21 protein-coding genes and 1 riboswitch are annotated in these 18999 nt (G+C 44.4%); of the genes, 5 read left to right on the forward strand and 16 right to left on the reverse strand.

Features of this window, described 5'->3' with window-relative positions:
- The first annotated feature begins 27 nt into the window (after nucleotides 1–27).
- Complete coding sequence (locus tag V6W81_RS17055; RefSeq protein ID WP_338539858.1) at nucleotides 28–2358, forward strand: MMPL family transporter; 2331 nt, start codon at nucleotides 28–30, stop codon at nucleotides 2356–2358.
- Between the two features lie 102 nt (nucleotides 2359–2460).
- On the opposite strand, the gene V6W81_RS17060 is transcribed toward V6W81_RS17055, so the two are convergent.
- On the reverse strand, nucleotides 2461–3210 hold the full coding sequence (locus tag V6W81_RS17060; protein WP_338539859.1) for a gamma-glutamyl-gamma-aminobutyrate hydrolase family protein: 750 nt from the start codon (nucleotides 3208–3210) through the stop codon (nucleotides 2461–2463).
- 287 nt (nucleotides 3211–3497) lie between these two features.
- Nucleotides 3498–4697, reverse strand: a complete 1200-nt coding sequence (locus tag V6W81_RS17065) for an MFS transporter (RefSeq protein ID WP_338539860.1) — start codon at nucleotides 4695–4697, stop codon at nucleotides 3498–3500.
- 245 nt (nucleotides 4698–4942) lie between these two features.
- On the opposite strand from V6W81_RS17065, the gene V6W81_RS17070 reads away from it, so the two are divergent.
- On the forward strand, nucleotides 4943–5800 hold the full coding sequence (locus tag V6W81_RS17070) for a helix-turn-helix transcriptional regulator (protein ID WP_338539861.1): 858 nt from the start codon (nucleotides 4943–4945) through the stop codon (nucleotides 5798–5800).
- Between the two features lie 201 nt (nucleotides 5801–6001).
- Here V6W81_RS17070 and V6W81_RS17075 read toward each other — a convergent pair whose 3' ends face one another.
- From V6W81_RS17075 to V6W81_RS17105, 7 genes are all read right to left on the reverse strand, one after another.
- Nucleotides 6002–6862, reverse strand: a complete 861-nt coding sequence (locus V6W81_RS17075; RefSeq protein ID WP_338539862.1) for an HAD family hydrolase — start codon at nucleotides 6860–6862, stop codon at nucleotides 6002–6004.
- A gap of 116 nt (nucleotides 6863–6978) precedes the next feature.
- Complete coding sequence (locus V6W81_RS17080; RefSeq protein ID WP_338539863.1) at nucleotides 6979–7293, reverse strand: DMT family transporter; 315 nt, start codon at nucleotides 7291–7293, stop codon at nucleotides 6979–6981.
- Complete coding sequence (locus tag V6W81_RS17085; protein ID WP_145047116.1) at nucleotides 7293–7631, reverse strand: DMT family transporter; 339 nt, start codon at nucleotides 7629–7631, stop codon at nucleotides 7293–7295. Before V6W81_RS17085 ends, V6W81_RS17080 begins: the two co-directional genes overlap by 1 nt.
- A gap of 94 nt (nucleotides 7632–7725) precedes the next feature.
- Nucleotides 7726–7826: riboswitch (guanidine-I (ykkC/yxkD leader) on the reverse strand.
- A gap of 55 nt (nucleotides 7827–7881) precedes the next feature.
- Nucleotides 7882–8262 (reverse strand): VOC family protein, encoded by a 381-nt coding sequence (locus tag V6W81_RS17090; protein WP_338539864.1) that lies wholly within the window; start codon nucleotides 8260–8262, stop codon nucleotides 7882–7884.
- Between the two features lie 587 nt (nucleotides 8263–8849).
- A complete protein-coding gene (locus V6W81_RS17095; RefSeq protein WP_338539865.1) occupies nucleotides 8850–9746 on the reverse strand; it encodes an aldo/keto reductase in 897 nt (298 codons plus the stop codon).
- Nucleotides 9747–9825: 79 nt separating this feature from the next.
- The gene (locus tag V6W81_RS17100; protein ID WP_338539866.1) at nucleotides 9826–10599 is read right to left on the reverse strand and encodes an SDR family NAD(P)-dependent oxidoreductase; all 774 of its coding nucleotides are present in this window, start codon (nucleotides 10597–10599) and stop codon (nucleotides 9826–9828) included.
- A 54-nt stretch (nucleotides 10600–10653) separates the two neighbouring features.
- Nucleotides 10654–11142, reverse strand: coding sequence for a GNAT family N-acetyltransferase (locus tag V6W81_RS17105; protein ID WP_082560223.1), 489 nt, complete (start codon nucleotides 11140–11142; stop codon nucleotides 10654–10656).
- 183 nt (nucleotides 11143–11325) lie between these two features.
- Between V6W81_RS17105 and xerS the strand changes: the two genes are divergently transcribed.
- A complete protein-coding gene (gene xerS, locus V6W81_RS17110; protein ID WP_145047126.1) occupies nucleotides 11326–12420 on the forward strand; it encodes a tyrosine recombinase XerS in 1095 nt (364 codons plus the stop codon).
- A 289-nt stretch (nucleotides 12421–12709) separates the two neighbouring features.
- On the opposite strand, the gene mobB is transcribed toward xerS, so the two are convergent.
- Both mobB and V6W81_RS17120 read right to left on the reverse strand, forming a co-directional pair.
- Entirely contained in the window at nucleotides 12710–13234 is a 525-nt protein-coding gene (gene mobB, locus V6W81_RS17115) for a molybdopterin-guanine dinucleotide biosynthesis protein B (RefSeq protein ID WP_338539867.1), read from the reverse strand.
- A 3-nt stretch (nucleotides 13235–13237) separates the two neighbouring features.
- Nucleotides 13238–14506 (reverse strand): molybdopterin molybdotransferase MoeA, encoded by a 1269-nt coding sequence (locus V6W81_RS17120; protein ID WP_338544017.1) that lies wholly within the window; start codon nucleotides 14504–14506, stop codon nucleotides 13238–13240.
- A gap of 178 nt (nucleotides 14507–14684) precedes the next feature.
- On the opposite strand from V6W81_RS17120, the gene V6W81_RS17125 reads away from it, so the two are divergent.
- Nucleotides 14685–14975, forward strand: a complete 291-nt coding sequence (locus V6W81_RS17125; protein WP_338539868.1) for an HNH endonuclease — start codon at nucleotides 14685–14687, stop codon at nucleotides 14973–14975.
- Between the two features lie 113 nt (nucleotides 14976–15088).
- On the opposite strand, the gene V6W81_RS17130 is transcribed toward V6W81_RS17125, so the two are convergent.
- The 5 genes from V6W81_RS17130 to V6W81_RS17150 all read right to left on the reverse strand — a co-directional run bounded on the left by V6W81_RS17130 (nucleotide 15089) and on the right by V6W81_RS17150 (nucleotide 18023).
- Nucleotides 15089–15823, reverse strand: a complete 735-nt coding sequence (locus V6W81_RS17130; protein WP_338539869.1) for a DUF4247 domain-containing protein — start codon at nucleotides 15821–15823, stop codon at nucleotides 15089–15091.
- 11 nt (nucleotides 15824–15834) lie between these two features.
- Nucleotides 15835–16341, reverse strand: coding sequence for a DUF4178 domain-containing protein (locus V6W81_RS17135; RefSeq protein ID WP_338539870.1), 507 nt, complete (start codon nucleotides 16339–16341; stop codon nucleotides 15835–15837).
- A gap of 50 nt (nucleotides 16342–16391) precedes the next feature.
- The gene (locus V6W81_RS17140; RefSeq protein WP_056690140.1) at nucleotides 16392–16793 is read right to left on the reverse strand and encodes a DUF350 domain-containing protein; all 402 of its coding nucleotides are present in this window, start codon (nucleotides 16791–16793) and stop codon (nucleotides 16392–16394) included.
- A 95-nt stretch (nucleotides 16794–16888) separates the two neighbouring features.
- Nucleotides 16889–17560, reverse strand: coding sequence for a PspA/IM30 family protein (locus tag V6W81_RS17145; protein ID WP_128101775.1), 672 nt, complete (start codon nucleotides 17558–17560; stop codon nucleotides 16889–16891).
- Nucleotides 17561–17678: 118 nt separating this feature from the next.
- Nucleotides 17679–18023: a hypothetical protein gene (locus tag V6W81_RS17150; protein WP_338539871.1), complete on the reverse strand. Its 345-nt coding sequence runs from the start codon at nucleotides 18021–18023 to the stop codon at nucleotides 17679–17681.
- A 155-nt stretch (nucleotides 18024–18178) separates the two neighbouring features.
- Here V6W81_RS17150 and V6W81_RS17155 point away from each other — a divergent pair, with 155 nt between their 5' ends.
- The gene (locus V6W81_RS17155) at nucleotides 18179–18967 is read left to right on the forward strand and encodes a polysaccharide deacetylase family protein (RefSeq protein WP_338539872.1); all 789 of its coding nucleotides are present in this window, start codon (nucleotides 18179–18181) and stop codon (nucleotides 18965–18967) included.
- The last annotated feature ends 32 nt before the right edge of the window (nucleotides 18968–18999 follow it).

Raw genomic sequence — 18999 nt, forward strand, 5'->3', positions numbered from 1 at the left:
CTATTCAAAGGAGTGTAAAAGAGAGAAATGTCTACGTTATTATACAAATTGGGAAAAACCGCTTTTCGCAAACCGTTATACTTCATTATTGGCTGGGTACTGATTCTGGGCATTGTTATTTCGATGATCAGCATCAATGGTGTACATATCAGCTCTGAGATGAAGATTGAAGGTACAGAGTCACAGAAAGTGTTGGATCAGTTAGCAAAAGAACTGCCAGCCGCTTCAGGCGGCCAAGGAAGTGTCGTTTTCAAAGCACCCGATAACGAACGTTTGGATACTCCTGAACGCCTTAGTGCGATTATGAAGGGTGTCAGTGAAGTGTACGGGTTAGAGCAGGTCATTAATCCTGCGGATTATGCAGCAGAAGCTAGCAGTGCCGGTGCATCTGCAGACATGTCTCAAATGTCTCAGGCTGCTGGTGCAGCAGCACAATCCGGGAACACAACACCACCTCCGTACGGACCATTAATGGTAGAAGGTGTTCCCGTTCCTGGTGTATTAATCTCTTCGGACGGCAGCACCGCTCTATTCCAGTTCCAATTCACCATTGAACAATCTGCCATTACACAGGATATATTCGATGCCGTTATTCAATCCGTTATGACGGTAGAGCAAGGAACTAATATCACCGTGCTCCCGGGTGAAACACTTAAAGCCGTATCCATCGGTGTTGGTTCGGCTGAGATCGTCGGCTTGGTTATCGCTATTATTGTTCTATTAATCACGCTGGGTTCCGTTGTTGCAGCAGGATTGCCTCTGATTACAGCTCTTCTTGGGGTGGCGATCGGAGTAGGCGGAGCGTTCTCTATCTCCAAATTCATTGAAATGCCTAGTGTCACTTCCGTTCTAGCTCTTATGGTTGGTCTGGCAGTCGGTATAGATTATGCTCTATTCATCGTCAATCGCCAGCGGCGAATGATTATCGATCAGCGTTTGAGTGCACAAGAAGCGACGGCAAGAGCAATCGGTACATCAGGCAGCGCCGTATTCTTTGCTGGTTTAACGGTTATCATTGCACTATGTGGTATGCTCGTGATTGGACTTGCCTTCTTATCTACAATGGCTCTTGTTGCGGCTGCGACTGTGCTAATTAACGTATTTGTTGCGTTGACCTTGTTGCCGGCTCTGCTGGGGCTTGTCGGGGAACGCATCTGTTCGACTAAAGCTCGCGAGAAAGGTGCACAGCCATCAAAAGCGGCTAATCATGGAATTGCTGACAGATGGGTTAAATTCGTTATCAAAAATCGTTGGGCTACTATTATTGCCATTGTCGTTATTCTTGGCTTTGCTGCTACACCAATCACTAAAATGGAAATGGGCATCCCTGGGGCATCCTCGGCGAACCTGGACACAACAGCAAGACAAAGTTATGATGCGATCTCCGAAGGATTCGGAGAAGGATTCAACGGTCCGCTTATTTTGGTTGCAGAACCTAACAACTCCTCAGCTCAGGTCACCCCTGAACTAGTTGGCAGCCTGATGATGGGTCTGCAAGGTCAGGACAATGTTGCTCAAGTCACGCCACTTGGCATGACAGAAGATCTGGCGATATTTAGTCTCATTCCGAAGACAGGTCCTAATGATGTGACCACCAAAGACCTAGTCAATGATCTACGTTCTGCCGATGCCAGTTTCGCACAGCAGAATGACGTAAAAATTGGAGTTACAGGTCTGACAGCGGTCAACATTGATATGTCGGCCAAACTGGCACAGGTATTCCCTATTTATGTAGGTATTATTATTCTACTCTCACTCATTATTCTATTACTTGTATTCCGTTCAATTATCGTTCCGATCAAAGCAACGATTGGCTTCCTGCTTAGTATTCTGGCTACATTCGGTATTACAACCGCGGTGTTCCAATGGGGCTGGCTGCATTCGCTCTTTGGCTTCGATACGGGCGGTCCGCTGCTGAGCTTCATGCCGATCATCGTAACAGGCATTTTGTATGGTCTAGCCATGGACTATCAAGTGTTCCTTGTCAGCTCGATGCGCGAATCATATGTGCATGGTCACAGAGGACGCGAATCGGTTGTTCATGGATACAATCAGGTCAGTCGTGTTGTCGTAGCGGCAGCGGTGATCATGGTTTCTGTGTTCGCAGGATTCATCTTCACAGATGATGTCATGATCAAACAGATCGGTTTTACGTTGGCCGTAGGTATCCTCATTGATGCCTTCATCATTCGTATGGGACTTGTTCCTGCCACTATGGCGATCTTCGGCGACAAAGCCTGGACGCTTCCTAAGTGGTTGGATCGTATCCTGCCGAATCTGGATGTGGAGGGTGAGAAGCTGATTGCAACACTGAATGCGAGTGATCAAGCACCTTCTCATACTGAATCCAAAAAATAAATGAATGAAGGGCTATGCCCATCATTTGTCTAATTCGAAGACCTCCTCTGATGGAATCATTGGAGGTCTTTTTTTATTTTACATCATCGCCAATCAACTGATCTAGGCAATGATGTCTCCGATATTCTGATTATAGCTAAGAGACTGGCATGAGGACACAAAGCTTGAGAATAACTTTTGACTATGCTCATCTACACGAAAACTATATTCTGGATGCCACTGTACAGCCATAACAAATGTACGCTCAGGCATAACTACAGCTTCCACTAATCCATCCTCAGCGACGGCTACAGCCGTTAATTGATCAGCTAAAACTTTGATCCCCTGATGATGATAACTATTCACTTTAATTGTATGAGTCTGAAGAATATCGTGTAGTAAATTATGTTTAGCGATATGTACCTCATGGACAAGATTCGTGTACGGCGGACTTTGCTTGTGCTGAACAGGTATCGGTACCTGCAGCCCAGTCGGAATATCCTGAATCAAAGACCCACCCAACATTACATTAAATAGCTGCAGTCCACGGCAAATCCCAAAGGCTGGTTTATCTAGCTGGGCGACCTTTTGAAAAAGAAGTGCCTCCATTCGATCCCGTTCATGACATAGCTCCCCGCACGTCTCCTCCATCTTTTCATGATAAAGCTCTGGATTGAGATCATGTCCGCCGGTGAATAAAAATCCGTCAAGTTCATGTGCTAGCCTTACAATAATATCGAGGTTAGTCGTCAGAGGTAACATCATTGGAATTCCGCCTGAACTCTCTATAGCGTACATATAATCCGGAAGCATCCAATAACTTTTTTTATCAGAATCATACAACGGCAGAACACCGATGATTGGCTTTTTCATTCTTTTTACCTCCTCATGTCATGGAACTTACTGCTGGAACCAAGAAAGCTTGTTATCATTCTATCAAATCTGCCCCCTTACAAGCTCACCAAAAGATTGCATTTTTCTACTACATGTCAGCTAAATAGGAATGTAAGAGTTAATATCAAGACGCATATGTTATTGAAAAAAGATATAAAACAACAGAAAACCATACAGTTTCGCTAAACAGCAGCAAATTTGTATGGTATCTCACGAACCTTATCCGTTATTTATTGCAGCAAAACATTCAACTTAGGTCGGTTCGTTTAGGCAGCATTCGTTGCCATTTCTCCATCTGGCTTCAATTGAATCGAGCGCTGGCATACTTTCGTAATTACAAAAGCTGACAGTGCCAGCACAATGGCAACCGGCGGCACCCAATTCACGCCACCCAGATTAACGGCGATTCCGCCGATCCCAGAGCCAAGCGCAATGCCAACATTGGCCGATACAGGCAGCAATGTGGATGCAAACGCTTTGGATTTTGGCGCGACTACGCCAGATACATCAAACAGATACAGTTGGGATGCGGCACTCATCGAGGATGACAGACAACCGATCAAGAATAGAAACGTAAGCCCCAGCCATAGATTCGATACAGTCAAACTCAGCCCTCCGAAGATAACCGCTTGAATAATAAAAAGCCAGTTCAGCTTGGGCAAGAAATCCCCTTTGGCTATTTTAGCTCCGATCCAGTTACTCAAAATACTGCAGGCTCCATAGATCAGAAGCACACCGCTGATCCAGCTTGTAGGCACCCCCATGGACTGGCTCAATAAAGGAGTAATATAAGTAAATGTCACGAAGATACAGCTATTGCCGAGCACTGGAATTAAGCAGGCCAGCAGAATACGAGGTTTCATAAATAAAACCATCTGGTCACTGAATGAACTGGTGATCGTTGTTGTTTGCCGCGGAAGAATACGGAACATCAATATGAACGGTATTACACCGATCCCTGCGGTAACTACAAAGGTCATCCACCAGTTCAGATGCTGTCCAATGAATGTCCCTAGTGGTACGCCAAATACATTAGCGATAGAAAACCCGCCTAAGATCCAAGCGATCGCTTCGCCCCTTCTCTCCTGCTGAACTGCATCGCTAGCAATGGAGATCGACAGCGAAACGGTAAGCCCACAAGCGACCGCTGATACAATACGAATAGCCATTAATGAATAGAATGTTGTGGCGAACACCGTTAGTAGGTTCAACGCGAGTACGATGCCAAAACCGATCAGAATGGAGTTTCTGCGTGACAGTTTGGACAATGATGCGACTGCAAACGGTGTCCCGATAGCGTAGGCAATCGCAAAGCCAGACACGAGCGCGCCAGCCGCTGCCAGCGATACTTTCATCGCATGCTCTATTTCTTTTAATACACCTACGATGACATATTCGGTCGTGCCTAATACGAAGCTCACTAGCGTAAGCGTTAATATAAGTAAAGTTTCTCTATTTCTAGTCATGAATAAGCCCTCACTATTCCTCTCTATTGTTGCGATTGTTGCCGACCTTTCTATGTCTCTTATATTTATTTTATGTCATACAATATACTTTCCCTTCCCCTCAGTTCGATATATAGTACATATGAATAGTCAAATTGTACTGTCAGATGAGGCTAGGCGACAATTAAGGTTGTTGTGGTCTTATTTATAAACATGATATATGTTGTCATTTTGCAGATAGATGTACTGAAGGGAAGACACGCTAAATGAATACACACTTAGAAACCGCCCAACGATATGATGATCAAGAATGTACTATTATTTACGTAGGTAAGCTTGCGGATCATCCCCATTGGAGCTTTCCTACACACAAGCATGACGATCTGCATGAGATTATTTATGTAATAGACGGTAAAGGCTCGTTCACAATCAACGGCACGAAGCATTCAGTTCAACAAGGCGATCTGCTTGTCTATAACAAAGGAACATTACATGAAGAGAAGTCTGATCCTGAGTTCCCGTTATCCACCTATTATTGCGGCTTTCGTTTCCATGATGGGATACATCCTGATAGAGATTGGGTTGTTTCCCCTGGCAGCGAACCTGTCATTCGCTCGAATCGCTATTCGGAGGAACTCTGTTCGTTAATGCAGACAATGTTCAATGAGTTTTCAATCCGTGAAGACGGTTACGAATATATCTCTCATCATGTGCTAAAAGCCATATTGGTCATTATTCATCGGATGTCACATCATCAGCGCACAGCGAGCGAGATCGTTCTAAGCAATAATCTTGCGGAAAGGGTTAAAGACTATCTGGATACCAACTACAGGCAACCCATTAAGTTAAAAGAACTGGCGGATCATTTTCACATTGACTTCTATTATCTGATTCATATGTATTCCAAACACTATGGTACGTCTCCTTATCATTACTTGATCCAGCGTAGAATGGGAGAAGCTACCCGGTTATTAGTCTCTACCAAGAAAAAGGTATGGGAAATTGCCAAGCTCGTTGGCTATGATAATCCAAACTACTTCACGATTCTGTTCACCAAAACAGTTGGTGAGTCTCCTCGTAGCTTTCGAAAACAAAATCAAAAGGATATGTTCGTCGAGAATTGATCCACGTAACGTAATAATCAAAAAAAACAGGTAGTCATTATGAACTGGCCACCTGTTATATGACACGCTGTTATAGACAAGCCCGACGATACGTTTCTGTTTAAAGCACACAAAGTCGCCAGTCGGCGACTTTGTGAACTGTTCAGTGGCTATGGTGATACATGTTACACCAGATAGGTTATCCGTATTTCCATAAAGCGTTTAAACGGAAATGAAACCATGCTTCACAAAACTTTTGTACAGCCCATCATTCTCTAGATCATCTGTAATATCGTCTGCAATCTCTTTCAAGCCAGGCTTGGCATTGCCCATCGCGATTCCCAATTTGCAAAATTCCAGCATCTCGACATCGTTCATCCCGTCTCCAATTCCAATCGTATGTTCCACGGGCAAACCAAGATGATGTAGCACATCTGCAATCGCAACAGCCTTATGAATGCCGGGCAGCATTAATTCTCCACTGTCTTCTCCGAAGATCGGGACTGTGCACTGAATAGCTTGGAATTTCCCTTCAAACCGCTGCTTAATCATTGCAAATGGAACCTTGCTCTCCAGGAAACACACTTTGTTGACATCTTCTTTGTTCCAATCCGTTTCCCCATAAGTGAGTTGAGTGATAAACGGGTGTGGTGATGCCTCCATTTGTTGCCGTGCCGCAGGATCATTCTCTATATCTCCATGCAACAATCTCTCCAGGTGAGTCTTCAGATTAGGGCTTGCGTACAAGGCCGAATTCGATTCAAGATAGAAATTAATTCCATGCTCAATGAAGAAATCAACCATATCGAGTACGTCTTCAGGAAGTACTTTTTTATGATAGAGGGTCTCTCCACCCACTTCCACATAACCTCCTCCTGCACCGATCAGCCCGTCAAATCCCAGATCCCAGATCTCATCATATATTTCAGCCTTCGAACGTCCTGTGCATAGAAACAATAAATGCCCGTTCTCTCTCGCCAAACGACAAGCAGCTTGGGCAGACTCCGGTACACTGCCATCATCCGTCACAAGTGTACCGTCGATATCAATAAATATAATTTTACGTTGCTGATCCTGACTCATGTTCTTGCTTTCCCCTCATGAAAGGCGATATATGTTGGAACACACTCCTAGGTTAAAACTATTTCATGAGTTGAGTGTATCGGCTGTAACGGGTTACAAGTCAAGCTATAAATCGTTTAGCTCACTAGCTTCAATCCTACTGCCGAGCCGAGCACCATCGTAATAAATACAATTCGTAGTGCATTTCGAGGTTCCCCATAGAAAATCATGCCTAAAATCGCTCCGCCAGAGGCTCCGATTCCCGTCCACACAGCATAAGCTGTTCCCATGGGAAGCGTCTCCATCGCCAGCGATAACAACCAGAAGCTCAGGCCAAAGCCTGCAATTAACAGAATCAATGAAATCAAATTTCGTTCTTTGTGCAGCTTATTAATCATAAGCACCCCGATCATCTCAAATATTCCGGCCATAACTAGAAATATCCAGCTCATTAATGATGCACCTCCTTCGTTTTCTCTTTGCTTAACATTTTAAGACCGATCACACCAAGCAAGAGCAATCCAATGAGTAACATTTTCCCCGTCTGCACCGCCGCACCGAATAGAACAATCTCTGCAAGCACGGTGCCGGCTGTACCCAGTCCAACAAATACAGCGTATACCGTTCCTACAGCAAGCGAACGTGAAGCTGCAATCATCAACGTAAAACTTATAATGATTGCGATCAGGGTTAGCCCCCATTCCAATACTCCACTCGCATGCTTCAAGCCAATCACCCAGCCTACCTCAAAAATGGCTGCTACAATCACGGATAACCAGGTTTTGTTCATTGTTGTCACACTCCTTCTTCATAAGCATTTGTAATAGAATTACATGCAATCAAAACAAAAAAAGCCTGGGAAACAAACTGCAGTTACGCAGTTTATCTCCCAGGCTTTTGTCCTTCCGTGACACAACCAAGCGGCTGTGAGTTTTCTCTCGGACCAGACCGACATCTCTGTCGCGGAACCCTAGAAAACTTTCATGTAATTCTATTGTCCAACCAATTATACACATTTCTTACTTATTAGCAATCAAAACTTATGCAGACATCCATTCAAGTAATTCAAGCCGATTACCAAACGGATCACTTAAATAAAACCTTTTTACCCCTTCATCTGTCCGTGCGTCATCATGAATTACTTGAATCTGTTTACGTTGCAGATCATCACGTAGCTCATCCAAATTCTGCACATGAAAGGCAGGATGAGCTTTTAAGGCAGGAACAAAAGCTTCTTGGACTCCAATGTGCACTTGATGAGCACCACATTGAAACCATACGCCACCACGTTTTTGTAGAGCTTCAGGTTTGGGAATTTCACGCCACCCTAATAACTGATTATAAAAATGACGAGCCTCTTTTTCACAACCTTCTGGAGCCGCTAGTTGCACGTGGTCAAGACCATAGAAATGATAAGACATCTAATCCCTCCTTGTGGTTTTGTTAGATGAAACTTAGTTTCATTATATAAGCTAACTTTATCGTAATTCTCAGTAAAAATCCAGTATTTTCTCATTTTCATATGGGATCTTATTTTGAAAATGTAGGTTGACTTTAGGGTTCAGGAATGGTTTGCATTTCTCCAGTTAGGGAGCGAAATAGTATCGCGACGGTGACAGAAGTTAAGTACAATTGATTTTTCTATTGTGAATTTTTCATATGTTGAAATAGTATAATTAAATTTTCCCTGAGCTACAAGATACTAAGGTTGTTGTTGCTGAGTTAATGTTGGTCACTGTTGGGCTATTGAGTGCCTATTAATTTCTATGAACTCTTCTGAGTTTTTTGAATGATTTTCTTTTCTGAATTTTTCATATATTGAAAATAAATAGTATCAACCAATAACGGCTTTCCATCGGATTCCAGTATCACTAAATAGAAATCAAAAACGTAAAAAAGCCGCCATCGGCGGCCTTTTCAACTTATATTAGGAGCATCCTGCCTCAACAATTTTCACGATATCGTTGCGTATCGAAGATCCTTTATTCTTATAGAACTATGTTGCCTCTTATATTTGTCCTGTCCAATCAGATCTTTCTACCTTTTTCCAATGCGCTCTAATCTCTTCATAGACATCTTGTGGCAATGCGCCTTTGGATACCAAATCCGCATTTTGCTGCCAACGGTTCGGCTTAGAGGTTCCGACAATTGCTGTATCCACACCCTCTGTGCTCAATGTGAAGCGTAAGGCCGTTTCAACTGCTTTCTGCACGTCAGTATCTTTGAGAAAATCATAGTCTAGTTCCTTCAAGCGCTTCCAATATACATAGGAATAATCCTTTTCCGGAAGCGACTCATGTGTCCACGCTGCGTTCGCGATCGGTCTTTTGGCGATTACCCCCATATTTCTTTTACGTGCCTCAGGTAAAGTCAGCTCAATCGCTTCTTGATCAGCAATATTTAGGGAGGTCTCCAGGCTGTCAAATGCCCCAGTCTCTATTGCGTACCGTGCATCCTTCGTATCCCCGCTATATCCAATAAATCTGGTTTTCCCTGCTTGCTTCGCACGCTGAAGAACTTCTATGACTGCCCCTTGCCGAAGCACCTCTTCAGAACAGCTATGTAGATGAATGACATCCACATAGTCCGTTTTCAGGCGCTTGAGACTCCGATCAATGGTTTGCTCCAGTACTTTGGCATCCCAATTCGGTCCATCGATACCGGCAGCATGTCCACATTTGGTAAATAGATAATAGTCATCTCGACGATGTGACAGCACCTCTCCGATCAATGCCTCACTATCCCCATAACATTCAGCGGTATCGATAATGTTAAGTCCTGCATCTAACGCACTGTTTAACAGTGTTGCCACATCTTGCTTAGAAACGTTCTGTCCAATCTCAGCTCCACCAAATCCAAGTGTACTCACTTGCATACCTGTATTCCCATATTCACGTCGTTCCATGGATGATTCCTCCTCCAAACTTCGTAATATCGTTAATGAAGACAAGCCTAACCAGAACTATTACCCGATCTAACTGGTTTTAAAACCCATAAATGGACATCCCACCATCCACTAAGAGCGTTTGCCCGGTAATATACCCTGCCGCATCGGATGCCAAAAATATAACCGGCCCCACTACCTCATGAAGTTCCCCCACGCGCTGAAGTGGTGTGCGATCGACGATCTCTTCAAGGTATTGAGGATCATTCAGCAGCTTCTCGGTCAGTGGTGTACGGAAATACCACGGGCCAACTGCATTGACACGAATTCCGTATTTCCCCCACTCCATCGCAAGCACCTTCGTCATATGTATCATGGCTGCCTTCGTCGATCCATACACAACACCAGTCCGTAGGGCTGTATGCCCGCCAACGGATGAGATATTTACGATTTTTCCACCGCCCTGATCCTTCATATGTTGACCAGCCATTTGTGACGCCATAAAAGCCGATTTCAGATTAGTCTGCATAATCGCTTCCCACTGCTCGTCCGTTACTTCGAGTGCAGGTGTGCGGATGTTCATGCCTGCATTATTAACAAGAATGTCCAACCTTCCCATCGCAGCAATGGCCTCTCTGAATGTCTCTTCGAGTTGCTGTCTGGACGTTACATCAGCAGTAAGAGCTATCGCTCTGCGCCCTGTGTGTTCTTGAATGTAGGCTGCGGTTTCCTCAATTTCGCTGAAAGTCCGTGATACCAACACTACATCACTGCCCGACTCAGCAAGCCCTATGGCAATCGCCTTACCAATCCCTCTGCCTGCACCTGTCACCAGTGCCGTTTGTCCCTCCAGATGAAATTCCGGCTTGTTCATTTCATACACCCCTTATCTTGCTTACAATATGTAATTTTTTCATTAATTTATCCATTACGTCACAAAAAACTGACTGGGATTACCAAGCTCCGGATGGAACTTTTCTCGAAAGCGTCCACCTGTGTAAGCTCCAATAACCTTGCGCCAGAAAGCCTGAGCGACTACGTTATTACGTACCTGTGTAACCTTCCAACGACCAGGAAACCGTTCGAACAACTCATGCGCTGCTTGTGTCCCCACTCCGCTGCGCCGATATTTTTGCATCACAAAAAATTCAGTTAAGTAGTAATCATTGTCGATATTTCCTGGTTCAAAGCGTTCTACTAGAGCGAATCCAGCTGGCGCTCCATCACTCGTTATCAAGAAAGGGAATTTGCGTCCTTCTTCTGCCCAGAATGCATCCAATCCAGGGTATTCTGGAAACACCCCATTATGGTCAACATCAATATTAAGATATTTGGTGAAATCATAAAGATAGAATTGCATTAAATGCCGAATTACCTGACGACGTTCCCAGGGAACCAGCTCCAGTTTCATATTCATCCGGTTCATCTCCCCTGCTCCACGATTTATTACTATATTTATTACTTTAAAGGTTTGATCGCGGAAGGGCAAGAATGACGAACCAACCTACATGACGTTCGTGAACAGACTGTGACCATGTAAATTATGGTACACTTAAGCATAGACTATCTTGAGAAATGCTTGATCTTGGAGGTGCCGACATTGACTAATGTTCAAAAAGAAATTGACCGACGCAAGCTGGATGAGAAGCTACCTACCATGCCCTGGTTCGTTCAGCAATTCATTGACTATAAATTACCGGATCTCTCTCCCTCCACCTTGCTGGAGTACCTGCGAGACTATGATACGTTCTTTAGCTGGCTCCGTGCGGAAGGCTTGTCTGCAGCTAGTACCAACGCAGAGGTTACTTTAATTGAGCTAGAAGTGCTCCGAATGGATTCCGTAACCGCCTATCGATTATTTCTTACAACCAAGCGTGAGGGAGCTAATTCTAGAATTACGGTATCTCGGAAATTATCCTCCCTACGTTCACTCTTTCACTACTTAAGCCAAATTGCCGAAGATGAAGATTTCTACCCCTTACTCAAACGCAATATTATGGCCAAAATTGAAATTAAGCGCACACATAAACCGAAGGATACTGCCGCCAAACTAAAAGGAAAAATTCTCGAAGATGAAGAATTACTAGAATTCATCGGATACATTTTGGAAGGGTATGCGGTGGATGTGGAGAAGAATAAACAAGCGCTGTACTCACATGAGCTGAACAAAGAACGAGATGCCTGTATTGCCAGCCTCATCTTGAACTCCGGATTGCGGGTATCCGAAATCGTTAATCTGAACTTGGATGACCTTGATCTAAATAACAAGCTGTTATATGTTTACCGCAAAGGTAACAATGACGAAACGTACAAGACCCCTGTCTATTTTAGAGAACAGGCCAAAGACGAGCTTGCCATCTATACTAACCTTAGACAGACGAGGTACCGCACACCGAAACGGGAGAAGGCTTTGTTCATTGCTCTACGCAATGGGGAATCTGAGGGAAGTCGAATGACGAAGCGCGCGATACAAGCGATGATTATGAAATACGCTAAACGGTTTGGCAAACCTTATTTGACTGTACATAAGTTGCGCCATTCCTTCGCTACCGATTATTATTTGCAGAACGATATATACAAAACGAAAGAACAACTCGGGCATGCCTCTACAGAGACTACCGAAATTTATGCCCATCTCACCGACAAAACAATGTCAGAGGCGATTGAACGCCGTAATGAAGGCACCGGGTCTTAAACTAGGGAGTGTCCGTAAATTCCGAAAGACGCAGATTTTACCGAATTTTCGTTCCAAGCCAGGAAGTTTTCCGCAGGCGTGCCGGGGCACGTCAAGGGAAAGTGACGCAGCAGGGGGCGAAAAGGTGGTAAAAGATACTTCAGCGAGTTTTCAGACACGACCTAGCATGATCTATGGCAAAATAAAAAAAGAGCGATTGATCCTAAGGTCTCAACTCTTCGGATCAATCGCTCTATTTCATATACTAGAACATAATCAATATTATAATCGAACTCAACATGGTTCGATCTTAAATCCCCTCAATACGTTGTAACAGCCAGTTACCGATATGCTCTGTCTGCTGAATATCGTGCCAAACTAACTGCTCACAAGCTACATCGTCACGACCTACTGGTGCCCTTGTAACCACGGCTATGATCTCCTGTAATTGTTCGTACAATATGAGATCTTCGGGTTCTCGAATCATCAGAAGCTTGGGATATGCCGCTTGCTTGTGCCCTTCAATCAGAATCCAGTCATACTCAGTTAAATATTCAACCATGTCACGAAGCTCTGTAGCTCGTTGTTCAATGATGGCCGTCCGTGTATCGGACATCACAACGACAGCCGAGGCTCCATTCGCGGTGAAGTTATAGGAATCCGTGCCTTCATGATCCATCTGGAAGTGATCATGTCCATCATGTTTAATGACGGCGACCCTGCGTCCAAGAAAGGTCAATTGTTTAGTCAACGCTGCTGTCAGCGTACTCTTACCTGAGTTTTTATATCCCACGATCTGCACGATATGAGGTTGCTTTGTTTGGATATCTGACATAGCCTATCTCACAAGACCTGTAGGCAGCTTAAGAATCCGTACTAGCTCACCCGCAGGAACGCCCTTTTTGTCAGGCGGAATAATAATCAAACATTCGCTATCCTTGATCGTGATCATCACACTGGATTCATCAACCCGGGCTGCTGCCGGCAATGCATGAACCTCACCATTTCGAACCTCTATTCGTCCCCGCACAAAACGGGTATAGTTATTTACCTTTGTATATCCTTCATCTAATATCGCTGTCCATTCTTGTAAATAAGGATGAGGATCATTTTGCATCATGCGAATCGTAGGTCGAACAAATAAGTTAAATCCAACAAAACATGCTCCTGGATTGCCTGATAATGCAAATAGGTTTTTTTGATCCACGATGGCTGCTGTGGTGACACTTCCTGGTCTCATTGTCACTTTGTTAAACAGCATTTCGATGTCGTCTTCACGCACCAGATCTCCCATAATATCATAGTCACCTACAGACACGCCGCCTGTTGTAACAACCATATCGTTGTGCTTGACTGCTTCAGCTAGTGTTTTACGCGCGGTTTCCGCATCATCTGCAATGGAACCGTACATGATCGGCTCACCACCTGCCTCAACAACGAGTGAGCGCAGTAAATAACTGTTACTATTACGAATCCGTCCAGGCTGCAGCGGCTCGTCCAAAGCTAACAATTCGGTTCCCGTTGCGAAGATCGCCACCTTCGGCCGTCGAAATACGGGTACTTCCGCTACACCAAATGTAGCTAATACGGATTGTTCACCTGCTTGGATCAGCGTGCCTGCATCCAGCAGCAACTGGCCTTCTTCTACTTCTAGCCCAATTGGCGTAATGTTAGCCTTTGCCTGTACCTGTCGTTTCAAGCCAATCCATTGCTCGCCATTCTCTGTTTTACTCTCGGTCATCTCAAGCATCACAACAGCGTCAGCACCTTCTGGCACCTGTGCTCCGGTCATTATTCGCGCTGTTGTACCTGGCGTAATCGTCTGATCCGATGTATATCCACAAGGAATCTCATCTACAACACGAAGCCAGATTTGCTGTTCGCTGCTAGCATGAAGCGTGTCGCTGCTTAGTATGGCGTAGCCATCCATTCCTGATCTGCGGAAGAACGGATACGGATGGGGCGCAACGATCTTCTCCGCAAGCGTGCGTCCATGTGCCGATTCTAAGGACACTTTCTCGATTGCGCCTGGTCGTACATGAGCAGCAATTTTAGCCTGAGCATCAGGAACCTGTACAGCCGTTCGATTGAATTTAGCATTTGTCATATCATCAGTATGCGAGTTTAATTTCAATGCAGTCGAGCCTCCTAGTGAACAATCTCTATGTCTAAAAGTGTAGCTTGAAAGTTATAAGGTGACAAGCGTAATCCCTATTCTGTAACGGATATAACATCATTTGTTCATGGATTGACCATAATATGCTGTAGAAACGGAGGAATCCCATGTGAATGATCGATGTGAATTATGTGGTAGAGAGCCTGTCAAAACAACTGTTCATCATCTTACGCCCAAGCAGATGGGAGGCAGCTTCATGCCTACTGCGGATCTATGTATTGCGTGCCACAAACAAATTCATTCCCTCTTCACAAATCGAGATATTATGACGCTGGGATTAACTACCCTTCAGGCTCTTCGAGAGCATGAACGTATGGTTCCGTTTATTCGCTGGATTCGCAAACAACCCGCAACAACGATTCCGCGTATCCGCAAATCGAATCATGTTCGTAATTCCTGAAGCAATAAAAAAGAACAGCGTCTGAGGTTGATCCGTGGAATAGAGCACTACCCCACCTTACCTCTTCGCTGTTCTTCTTATGCGTTACAATGTACTGATTAGGAAAGTCCGTGCTACCTTCGCCGCATGATTCGGCCTCCGCCCACCCTTGTTTTTGGCTTCTTGTAAGAGCTCTTGGGTGAGTTGAATAATCCGCCACTTTTGCCGCGATCAATCTTACCTGAACTTGGTTCCTTCTTACGACTAAACAAACCTCCGCCAGAACCTACACTGGTGTCCGTATCGCCCCCACGTCTAGTAATTGAGCCTTTGCGTTCCACGGTAATCGGTGGAGCAAGCTTTTTGTCATTACTTGTAGGCGCACGATACGTGCCTTCCCTTGGTTTGTACGTATCTTTGTTTGTATAACCACGATATTTCCCGTTTCCGCCTCCGCCAAAGGAATCAAACAAATTTCCGATTAACGTTGCGGTTAAATATCCCTGTAAAAAGGAAGAATCGTAATTCTGACGAACGTATTCTTTGGAATCGACTTCGATTAACGTGTCTTCCGCTTTATTGGGATCCTGCTGTAAATGATAATATTGATCCTGATACACCAGGAACATCCGCTCGGTGCTCTCAGCCGAAATCTGATCAGGTTGACGCTGCTCAGACAATTCCTGGGCAACCTCTGGAACGGTACGCTCAGCAGCCCGGTATACATAGGATGTGGTGTTACCGCTACCACTCACAGATTCAAGTGGGTAGGTGTCCTGTACGGTAGGTGCACCGCAAGCGGACAACAGTGACATCACAAGGCTAAGAACCAACATTAATTTCAAACTATGTGCCATGCGTTTTTTCATGGGAACCTCTCCTAGCTCGAACGAATCACTTTGATATCCGCAGGAAGGATAACCTCACCCTCATAAAGTGTAAAACGTCTGTCTTGCCACTCCACACGAAGTAGCTTGTGATCATCAGATTGATACTGCCACACGAGCTGCTCTCCTGCCTGGCCATATGGTGTTCTGCCTGCAGTCGTTACCATACCTCCATATTCTTCCTCCAGGTGGTATGCGCGTCCATCTAGATCTAATAAGGTTGGAACCTCATCTGGTGCATCTAGACGACCGTCAATCGGTGTGTAGAGAGCATAGCGTGTCAATTCACGCTCTTCAATGTGCAAGTGTCTGAAAGCTGTACCATCCTGCAATGTTAATACGACGGCATTTCTCGAACGATGATGTACCCGCCCAACAACCTCATATATCACAAGAGAGACTTCACAGATATCACCAGGTTCAAGCTGTAGCATCGTCTTCTCGGCCCGAGGCGGTTCGGGTTTAGCTAGTATTCCTTTAATCCGTTTCCATACACTCATGCCCATTAACTCCCGTTCTATTTCTTCTTAGAGGTTGGTTGACCCTCAATTTATAAGCAAGCTGCAATAATTAATGCGCCTACAATATGCAATGCACCTGAGAAGAGACCATACCCTGTTTTCCCTTGTTGAATACCTGTATCCAGATCTAAATTGGCTCTTGTACGAATAACATAATGCACGCCATTCTCCAGAATCAGCAATATAATAAAGGATACGACAGATACGAGCAGTGCCTCACCAAGATGTCCTGCAGTAGAGATGGAGGTCGCCAGTACATAACCTTGGGCAAACAGCTTCATAACCATCCGAGTGGTTACAGCCATATTGCCTGCTTTCACTTCAGCAAAATCCTTGTATTTCGTAAACAATGAATCCACGTACATCAAGACAAACAGCAAAACCGAACCCGATAACGTCCAGACCAGCATTGCCAAAATGTTCAAATCCATTTCAACAGCCCCCACATTTCAACATGAACCGCATTTAAAAGCGAAGAAGAAACACATGTCTCTTCTCCGCTAATTTCCTTACTTCATCTAAAAGGTTAGTTCTTATTCTCGTACTGCTTCATCAGTGCTGCCAATTCATCTTCAACCGCCTGATCTTTACCAAGCTTCTCGAATTCATCATCCAAGGACTTTCCTTTGGAGGACATTTCATTGCTTGCTTCAGCCTGTGCTTCCATTTGCATCATTTTTTCTTCCATACGCTTCATTCCAGCACTAGCAGTATCGGAACTGAATCCGTTCAGCGCTTTGTTGATTTCAGTTTGAGCCTTCGCAGCATTATAACGAGCAACCAAAGTCTCACGTTTGTTTTTCATTTCCGTTAATTGCTTGCGCATCTCATCTAACTTACCACGCAGATTGTCAGCGGAAGCTTTATTCTGGTCATAGCTTGTTTTGTATTCAGCCATTTTTTCTTCAGCCGTTTTCTTCTCTTCAAGCGCTCGGCGAGCCAAATCCATATTTTGTGCGCGAGCTGCGGTGTGCGCTTGCTCTTCGCGTTTCTTCACTAAAGCTTCTTGCTCTTCATAAAGCTGCTTGAACTTCTTCTCAATGGCGATCTGTGCCGCTACAGCCTTCTCCGCATCTTGCAAATCCTCTTGCATATCACGGATATACTGGTCTGTCATTTTGATTGGATCTTCTGCCTTATCAATGATGGAGTTAATATTGGACATCGTTAGATCTCGTAAACGTTTGAAAATGGACATTATGTTATTCCTCCTAGTCGATATTACAACCTTGTATATAATCATACATACGTGATAAACCTCAACCCGTTTCAATTTTAGCAAAAAAAATCAAAACAAACTTCTTCATCATGTAAAATTATTCTTTTAATTGACCTTTTATCAGCAGATGTTCATCAAGGAGCCTCTCTGCAGTCTGCACGATTTCATCAATCTGCATGCGTGTGATCGCATCAAAATGAATGCCCATAATGACCGTCACCGTAACCTTCAACTGATATGCCGCCTTGCGCGCAAGCCTCTCGCATAACTCCTGCTCCTTATGCCCTGGGACATGAAATGTAGCTCCACTAAGACGATCGTGATCTACATAATAGGTTGCCACCGCTCCTATGTGTGCATCGCCGCCTGTAACCATGAATACTTTGTCCTGCCCCACGTCTACAACCTGTAATCGAATTGAACTCAAATCATATTTACTCATACTAATCCACCTATCCTTTTCTCTATCTCATGTTATGGTCCGAATTATGAACAAGATTCGAGAGACTGACAATGAAACATCTCACAAGTCGAATAAATCAAGATTACATCGGGCATACCATAGAGAACGCATTTTTGGAAAAGGGGGCTGCTATTATGCGTATTCGCCTCATCGCAATATCATTTATCGTCTTTCTCTTGAGCGGAAATTTCGCTCCTGCTCATATGTCAGCTGAACCGAACCAAGCCAGTTCACCTGTCACGGAGTTTGATGCACAAGGCGATGAACAGCTCACGCTAGGTCAACTAAGACAGAAATATGCTGATACGTTCAAGACGAATGGGCCTTCCACCAAACAGGTTGCTCTGACTTTTGATGATGTTCCTGATCCAAGGTTCACTCCACAGGTATTGGATGTTTTGAAAAAGTATAAAGTCAAAGCGACTTTTTTTATTGTAGGCAAGCGGGCAGAGAAACATCCGGCTCTAGTCAAACGTATGGTTCGCGAAGGTCATATCATGGGTAACCACAGCTATAGTCATCCTGAATTCAGTAAGCTGACGATGAACGATTTTCGCAAACAAATTTTACATACCGGGGATATCATTCACAATTTAACCGGGTATACGCCAAAAATGATTCGCCCACCTTACGGGGATATTAATGAGAAGCAGCTCCAATGGGCTCAGAAGCAGCAATATAGCATTGTGAACTGGAATGTCGATTCACTCGATTGGAAAGGTCTTTCCAAAGATGAAGTGAAGCAGAATATTTTATCGGCTGTTAAACCAGGGTCGATCGTTCTTCAACATGCAGGAGGCGGAGTGGGCTCTAACCTTCAGGGAACGATTGATGCGTTACCAGAGATCATTGAGGAGCTTCGAGCACGGGGATATAGCCTTGTAACACTGGACGAGATGTTAAACATCTCTAAGAGCAAGTAATTCCAGCATAGGCACTTTAAGAGAAACGTTAA

Source organism: Paenibacillus tundrae (assembly GCF_036884255.1).
Classification (GTDB): domain Bacteria; phylum Bacillota; class Bacilli; order Paenibacillales; family Paenibacillaceae; genus Paenibacillus.

Excerpts from the sequence above, each read along its gene's own strand:
- V6W81_RS17055 (WP_338539858.1), top strand. The coding sequence starts at position 28 with ATGTCTACGTTATTATACAAATTGGGAAAAACCGCTTTTCGCAAACCG.
- V6W81_RS17080 (WP_338539863.1), bottom strand. The coding sequence starts at position 7,293 with ATGAGCTGGATATTTCTAGTTATGGCCGGAATATTTGAGATGATCGGG.
- V6W81_RS17075 (WP_338539862.1), bottom strand. The coding sequence starts at position 6,862 with ATGAGTCAGGATCAGCAACGTAAAATTATATTTATTGATATCGACGGT.
- V6W81_RS17095 (WP_338539865.1), bottom strand. The coding sequence starts at position 9,746 with ATGGAACGACGTGAATATGGGAATACAGGTATGCAAGTGAGTACACTT.
- V6W81_RS17105 (WP_082560223.1), bottom strand. The coding sequence starts at position 11,142 with ATGAATATGAAACTGGAGCTGGTTCCCTGGGAACGTCGTCAGGTAATT.
- V6W81_RS17140 (WP_056690140.1), bottom strand. The coding sequence starts at position 16,793 with ATGGATTTGAACATTTTGGCAATGCTGGTCTGGACGTTATCGGGTTCG.
- mobB (WP_338539867.1), bottom strand. The coding sequence starts at position 13,234 with ATGTCAGATATCCAAACAAAGCAACCTCATATCGTGCAGATCGTGGGA.
- V6W81_RS17145 (WP_128101775.1), bottom strand. The coding sequence starts at position 17,560 with ATGTCCATTTTCAAACGTTTACGAGATCTAACGATGTCCAATATTAAC.
- V6W81_RS17060 (WP_338539859.1), bottom strand. The coding sequence starts at position 3,210 with ATGAAAAAGCCAATCATCGGTGTTCTGCCGTTGTATGATTCTGATAAA.
- V6W81_RS17130 (WP_338539869.1), bottom strand. The coding sequence starts at position 15,823 with ATGAAAAAACGCATGGCACATAGTTTGAAATTAATGTTGGTTCTTAGC.
- V6W81_RS17135 (WP_338539870.1), bottom strand. The coding sequence starts at position 16,341 with ATGAGTGTATGGAAACGGATTAAAGGAATACTAGCTAAACCCGAACCG.
- V6W81_RS17090 (WP_338539864.1), bottom strand. The coding sequence starts at position 8,262 with ATGTCTTATCATTTCTATGGTCTTGACCACGTGCAACTAGCGGCTCCA.
- V6W81_RS17150 (WP_338539871.1), bottom strand. The coding sequence starts at position 18,023 with ATGAGTAAATATGATTTGAGTTCAATTCGATTACAGGTTGTAGACGTG.
- V6W81_RS17155 (WP_338539872.1), top strand. The coding sequence starts at position 18,179 with ATGCGTATTCGCCTCATCGCAATATCATTTATCGTCTTTCTCTTGAGC.
- V6W81_RS17070 (WP_338539861.1), top strand. The coding sequence starts at position 4,943 with ATGAATACACACTTAGAAACCGCCCAACGATATGATGATCAAGAATGT.
- V6W81_RS17085 (WP_145047116.1), bottom strand. The coding sequence starts at position 7,631 with ATGAACAAAACCTGGTTATCCGTGATTGTAGCAGCCATTTTTGAGGTA.
- V6W81_RS17120 (WP_338544017.1), bottom strand. The coding sequence starts at position 14,506 with ATGACAAATGCTAAATTCAATCGAACGGCTGTACAGGTTCCTGATGCT.
- V6W81_RS17065 (WP_338539860.1), bottom strand. The coding sequence starts at position 4,697 with ATGACTAGAAATAGAGAAACTTTACTTATATTAACGCTTACGCTAGTG.
- V6W81_RS17100 (WP_338539866.1), bottom strand. The coding sequence starts at position 10,599 with ATGAACAAGCCGGAATTTCATCTGGAGGGACAAACGGCACTGGTGACA.